Origin of the sequence: Mesorhizobium muleiense, assembly GCF_900099905.1 — a bacterium.
Taxonomy (GTDB): domain Bacteria; phylum Pseudomonadota; class Alphaproteobacteria; order Rhizobiales; family Rhizobiaceae; genus Mesorhizobium; species Mesorhizobium muleiense.
Genome location: NZ_FNEE01000006.1, coordinates 300,328 through 306,467, shown reverse-complemented (window position 1 = coordinate 306,467; position 6,140 = coordinate 300,328). Strand labels below are relative to the sequence as shown.

At 62.1% G+C, this 6,140-nt stretch carries 5 protein-coding genes; all 5 read right to left on the bottom strand.

The window, feature by feature from the left end:
• Nucleotides 1-50: 50 nt before the first annotated feature.
• The 5 genes from tdh to BLT09_RS14400 are packed head-to-tail and all read right to left on the bottom strand — an operon-like array spanning nt 51 to nt 6,026.
• Entirely contained in the window at nt 51-1,085 is a 1,035-nt protein-coding gene (gene tdh / locus BLT09_RS14420) for an L-threonine 3-dehydrogenase (RefSeq protein WP_091593980.1), read from the bottom strand.
• Nucleotides 1,085-2,272, bottom strand: a complete 1,188-nt coding sequence (locus tag BLT09_RS14415; protein WP_091594074.1) for a glycine C-acetyltransferase — start codon at nt 2,270-2,272, stop codon at nt 1,085-1,087. Before BLT09_RS14415 ends, tdh begins: the two co-directional genes overlap by 1 nt.
• A gap of 38 nt (nt 2,273-2,310) precedes the next feature.
• On the bottom strand, nt 2,311-3,255 hold the full coding sequence (locus tag BLT09_RS14410) for a homoserine kinase (RefSeq protein ID WP_091593978.1): 945 nt from the start codon (nt 3,253-3,255) through the stop codon (nt 2,311-2,313).
• A gap of 33 nt (nt 3,256-3,288) precedes the next feature.
• Complete coding sequence (gene thrC / locus BLT09_RS14405; RefSeq protein WP_236473528.1) at nt 3,289-4,794, bottom strand: threonine synthase; 1,506 nt, start codon at nt 4,792-4,794, stop codon at nt 3,289-3,291.
• On the bottom strand, nt 4,776-6,026 hold the full coding sequence (locus tag BLT09_RS14400) for an NAD(P)/FAD-dependent oxidoreductase (RefSeq protein ID WP_413468416.1): 1,251 nt from the start codon (nt 6,024-6,026) through the stop codon (nt 4,776-4,778). Before BLT09_RS14400 ends, thrC begins: the two co-directional genes overlap by 19 nt.
• Between the last annotated feature and the right edge of the window lie 114 nt (nt 6,027-6,140).

Here is a 6,140-nt window from a genome sequence, read left to right as displayed (position 1 = left end):
AGGGGGGTGCTGTCCCTCCAACACTTCCGGAACGGCACCCGGCCAACATCTCACCAATCCATGACAACCTTGCCGGAATTGCCGCTCTTCATCGCCTCGAACCCGGTCTGGAAGTCGTCCACGCCGATGCGGTGCGTGATCAGGCCACTGACATCGAGCGGACCCTGCACCAGCGCGATCATCTTGTACCAGGTCTCGAACATCTCGCGGCCATAGATGCCCTTGAGATGCAGCATCTTGAAGATGACCTTGTTCCAGTCGATCTCGAAGCCGGTCGGCGCGATGCCCAGAATGGCGATCTTGCCGCCATTGTTCATGGCGTCGATCATGTCGCGGAAGGCGGGTGCCGCACCCGACATTTCGAGGCCGACGTCAAAACCTTCGGTCATGCCGAGCGCCGGCATGACATCGCGCAGCTTTTCCTTCGACGCGTCGACGACATGCTGGACGCCGAGTTTTTTCGCCAGCGCCAGCCGCACCGGGTTGATGTCGGTGATGACCACCTTTCGCGCGCCGACGCACTGCGCCACCAGCGCAGCCATGATGCCGATCGGCCCGGCGCCGGTGACCAGCACGTCCTCGCCGACCAGATCAAAGGACAGTGCGGTGTGAACCGCATTGCCCAGCGGATCGAAGATTGCGGCGATCTCGTCGGTCACGTCGTCGGGGATCGGCACGACGTTGTGCTGCGGGATCGCCAGATATTCACCGAAGGCGCCCGGCCGGTTGACGCCGACGCCGAGCGTGTTGCGGCACAGATGCCCCCTGCCCGCCCGGCAATTGCGGCAATGGCCGCAGACGATGTGGCCTTCGCCGGAAACGCGCTGGCCGATCTTGTACTCGGTGACCGCCGCGCCGAAGTCGGCGACGGTGCCGACGAATTCGTGGCCGGTCACCATCGGCACCGGCACGGTCTTCTGCGCCCACTGGTCCCAATTGTAGATGTGGACGTCGGTACCGCAGATCGCGGTCTTCTTGATCTTGATCAGAACGTCGTTCGGGCCAATCTCCGGCACCGGCACTTCTTCCATCCAGATGCCCGGCTCGGCGCGAGATTTAACGAGTGCGCGCATCATGTTGGACATCAGCCAATCACTCCAAGATCGCGGCCCACCTCAGCGAACGCAGCCACCGCCCGGTCGATATCGGCGGTCGAATGGGCGGCCGACATCTGCGTCCTGATGCGGGCCTGGCCCTTGGGCACGACGGGGAAGGAAAAGCCGATCACGTAGATGCCGCGCTCAAGCAGCATGTCGGCCATTTGCGAAGCCAGCGCGGCATCGCCGATCATCACTGGAATGATCGGGTGGTCGGCTCCCGCCAGCGTGAAGCCCGCTTTTTCCATGTTGGCGCGGAAGCGCGAGGCGTTGTCGTAGAGCCGGCGGCGCAAGCCGCCGCCCTGCTCGATCATATCCAGCACCTTCAGCGAGGCCCCGGCGATCGCAGGCATCAGCGTGTTGGAAAATAGATAGGGCCGCGAGCGCTGGCGAAGCCAGTCGACCACCGGCCTGCTCGCCGCCGTGTAGCCACCCGAGGCACCCCCCAGTGCCTTGCCGAGCGTGCCGGTGAGAATATGGACCCGGCCCTCGACGCCGCAATATTCCGGCGTGCCGCGGCCGTGCTCGCCGACGAAACCGACGGCGTGGCTGTCATCGACCATCACCATGGCATTGTGTTTTTCCGCGAGGTCGCAGACGCCCTGGAGATTGGCGATGATGCCGTCCATGGAAAAAACGCCGTCGGTGGCGATCAGCTTGAAGCGGCTGCCTTCGGCCTTCTTCAATTCCTCCTCGAGCGCCGCCATGTCGTTGTTGGCATAGCGAAAGCGTTTTGCTTTGGAGAGCCTGACGCCGTCGATGATCGAGGCGTGGTTCAGCGCGTCGGAAATGACCGCGTCCTCCTCGGAAAGCAGCGTCTCGAACAGGCCGCCATTGGCATCGAAGCAGGAACCGTAGAGGATTGTGTCCTCCATGCCGAGGAAGCTCGATATCTTTGCCTCGAGCTGCTTGTGCTCCTCCTGTGTGCCGCAGATGAAACGCACCGACGCCATGCCGTAGCCGTATCGGTCGAGTGCCTGCTTGGCCGCATCGCGCAAGTCGGCGCTATCTGCGAGGCCAAGATAATTGTTGGCGCAGAAATTGAGCAGCTTGCGGCCGCCGACCTCGATCTCGGACGACTGGGGCGAGGTGATGACTCGCTCGCGCTTGTACAGGCCCTCCGTCTCGATCTGCGAAAGCAGCTCGCCAACGTGGTCTTTGAGAGTCGGTGCCATCGTGCTTCCATTTCCATTGGTGATCTTCGCGGTCTTGCTCATGCGATTTCTCCCCGGAGCACGCGCAACATGCGCTCGAAGTGGCTTGGATCGTGTGCTTTGAGGAGCGCAGCTTCCCTGGGCTGGTACAGATCCCAGAGACGCGATAACCAAAAACGAAATGCTCCAGCGCGCTGCATCGCAGGAAGCAATAGGCGTTCGGGTCCAGTGAGCGCCCGAACTGACTCATACGCGCCGAGAAAGGCGGCAACTTGCTTAGTGTCTTGGCGGCCGGTGCCACTATCGACGCACCAGTCATTGAGGCACACGGCTATATCGAAAAGAAAGGTGTCGCATCCGGCGAAGTAGAAATCGAAGACGCCGGTCAGGTGACCACCTTCAAACAACACGTTGTCGCGAAAGAGATCAGCGTGCACCGGCCCGCTTGGGAGTTCCTCGTAGGTGGAGGACACGGCGATCTGGTTCTGAAAGGCCAGTTCGCTCGTGAGCAGCGAGCGCTGTCCCTCAGATACGCAGCGGCCGACCACCGGCACCACCTCGTTCCACCATTCGAGGCCGCGCGGATTGGCCTGCCGCCGTGGGTAATCGCTCCCGGTCACGTGCATTCGCGCCAGGATCTCCCCGACAGCGCGACAATGCGACTCTGTCGACGCCGTCACGCTCTCGCCAGGAAGCCTGTTGACGATCACGGCAGGCCGGCCTTTTAGTGTGTGAAGGATTTCGCCTCTGACGTTGGCAACCGGATCCGGGACCGGCATTCGCCGCGCCGCAAGGTGCTTCATCAGGTGAAGGTAGAAGGGCAATTGCTCGAATGTGAGCCGCTCGAACAGGGTCAGCACATATTCGCCTGCCTCGGTGTCGACAAAGTAGTTCGTGTTCTCAATTCCGCTCGCGCTGCCGCGAACGGAGTTCGGCTGTCCCAGGCCCAGAGCCTGAAAGAAAGTTGCGACTTCGTTAGGTGACAACTCGGTATATACGGCCATGGCGAAAGAGGTCCCGGTCGTGGAAGCAGCCTTTCAGCAAGCCTGCAGCGTTTCAGCGATGTAGGTCTTCACGGTCTGTGCATCGGCGGAAAGCAGTTTGAACCGTCTCGGCAAATCCTCTATGCCATCGAACCTTTGTGGACGATCCGGCTCGCGGCCCAAAGCCTCCCTGATGGTCCCCGCAAACTTGACCGGCAGGGCCGTCTCGAGCACGATCATCGGCACATCCGAAACCGAATGCTCGCGCGCGACCTTCACGCCGTCTGCAGTGTGTGGATCGATCACCGCGTTGAAGCGGTGCCACGTGTCACGGATCGTCTGCAACCGGTCGGCGTGGGTGCTCTTCCCGCTGCGGAAACCAAAATGGTCCGCCGCCTTCCCGAAGGCCGGATCCCCGCTGAGATCGAACGACCCGCTTTCGCGCAGTTGATCGTCGAACAGCGATCTCGTCCGGCTGGCGTCGCGACCGAGCAGGTCGAACACGAAACGCTCGAGATTGGAGGCCTTGGAAATGTCCATGGATGGGCTCGAGGTTTCATACGTATCCGCCCGGCCCCGGACGCGATACACACCGGTGCGGAAGAACTCATCGAGCACGTCGTTCTCATTGGTCGCAATGACGAGACGGGAGATGGGAAGTCCCATCATACGCGCAACATGACCGGCGCAGACGTTGCCGAAATTGCCCGAGGGAACGGCGAAGTCGACCTCTGACGAATTCTCTTCCGTCACCTGAAAATAGGCAGAGAAGTAATACACCACCTGAGCGACCAGCCGGGCCCAGTTGATCGAATTGACGGCGCCGATCCGGTGGCGCCTCTTGAAGTCAGCATCGCCGGACACGGCTTTCACGATGTCCTGGCAATCGTCGAACACCCCTTCGATGGCAATGTTATGAATGTTGTCGTCCTGCAGGCTGAACATCTGGGCTTGCTGGAAGGCGCTCATGCGTCCGTGGGGCGACATCATGAAGACGCGGATGCCCTTCTTGCCGCGCATGGCATATTCCGCCGCGCTGCCCGTGTCGCCACTGGTTGCCCCGAGGATATTCAGCTCCACACCCCGCCGCGCCAGTTCATACTCGAGCAAATTGCCGAGCAACTGCATCGCCATGTCCTTGAACGCCAGGGTGGGACCGTTCGACAGTTCCGCCACATGGAGACCGCTTTCAAGCGTTCGCACGGGCGCGATCCTGGCGGTCCCAAAAACCTCGGGCCTGTAGGTCTTTGCACAGATGGCCTTCAGGTCAGCGGGCGGAATATCGTCGATGTAGAGCGACAGGATTTCAAAGGCGAGCACCGGGTAGGACAAGCCCCGCCACCGATCCAGCGTGGCATCATCCAGCCGAGGGTAGACCTCAGGCACATAGAGGCCGCCATCCGGGGCAAGGCCTTCAAGCAGAATCTCGCAAAACTTCCTGCGTTCGGGATGGCCGCGCGTGGAGATGTAGTGCATGTGATGCTGTTCCTTGTTGCCGCTATCGTTCGGCAAGGGTCGAGTGACCGCCAACCGTTCGGCCTTCAGCGGCTGGCGCGCCACCAGGCGATACGGTCCTGCAGGGCGTAGCCCTTGATAACGGCCGGGATGAACCACGGATTGCCGCGATAGAACGGGACGGCCGCGGGCGGCCGAAAGTCGAACGCGGTGCGCGCCTGCTCGCCGTGTCCCATCAGCTTGTGAGCCGCACGTGTGCCGACCCATGGCGCCCAGACCACGCCCGAACCGCAGAATCCGGTGGCATAGACCACGCCGTCCTTCTCGAAGATCCTGGGCAGCATGTCACGGTGCATCGCCACATTGCCGAACCAGCTATGCGAAAGACGAACGTTCTCCAGTTCTGGGAAAATTTCGCCCAGCCCGTTGCGCAAACGCAGCGTCGGGGCTGCCGGATCGCCTGCACGCGAGCTGTCGCGCCCGCCGAGCAGAATGCGTCTGCCGTCCGGCGAAGGGCGATAATAGAAGCCAAGCTCGCGGCCCTCACCCATCATCATCCGCTTCGGCATCAGGCGCGCCATCAGCTCAGGCGCGAGTTCCTCGGTGGCAATGATCCGACTGCGAACCGGCACCAGCCGGCGGCGCAGGAAGGGATTGGCGCCGTCGGTGTAGCCATTTGTGCAGACCAGCACCTGCCGCGCCTGCACCGTTCCGGCCGAAGTGGCGACGCGGAACCCCGAGCTATCCCTTTCAATCGAGGTCACGGGCGTGTTCGAATGCACCGCCAGTCCCGAAGCGAGCGCCACCCGCAGGAGCTCCGCGTGGAACTTGGCCGGGTGCAGCCCGCCGATGTCCATCCTGACCATGCCGCCGCGATAGAAGTCGGTGCCGACATAGTCGCGCTGCTTTGCATATGGAACAGCGTAGGATTCGATCCCCAGTTTCCTTGCCAACGCCTCGGCGCCGCGGGCCATCTTCTCGTACTGTTCATATCCGATGGCGCCCTTGAACAGGCCAACCAGTTGAAAGTCGCAGTCGAGCTTTTCCGACTTGATGAAATCGTAAAGGAATTCGCGCGCGACCTTGCCCTCGGCCTCGATCGCCATGGCTTTTTCTTCGCCGAAGCGCCGGGTGATCGTGGCGTAGTCCAGCCGGATGCTCCCGCTGGTAATTCCGCCATTGCGCGACGAGGCCCCCTCGCCCGGATTCATCGCATCAAAAGCTGCAACCGAGCGCCCCTCGCGCGCCAGCGCAAGCCCGGCCGAAAGCCCGGCATAACCGGCGCCGACGATCGCCACATCGACTGTCCTCGCCAGGGGCTGCGGCGGCAGCGGCATGACGGGCGCCGCCTCCCACCAGTAGGGTGTGCTCTTGTTGGCGACTTTGGGCTCGTGCACGTGAGGGACTTCTCGTTGCGGTTTCAGGAGGCTGGGTCGGTCCATGCCGGCGAG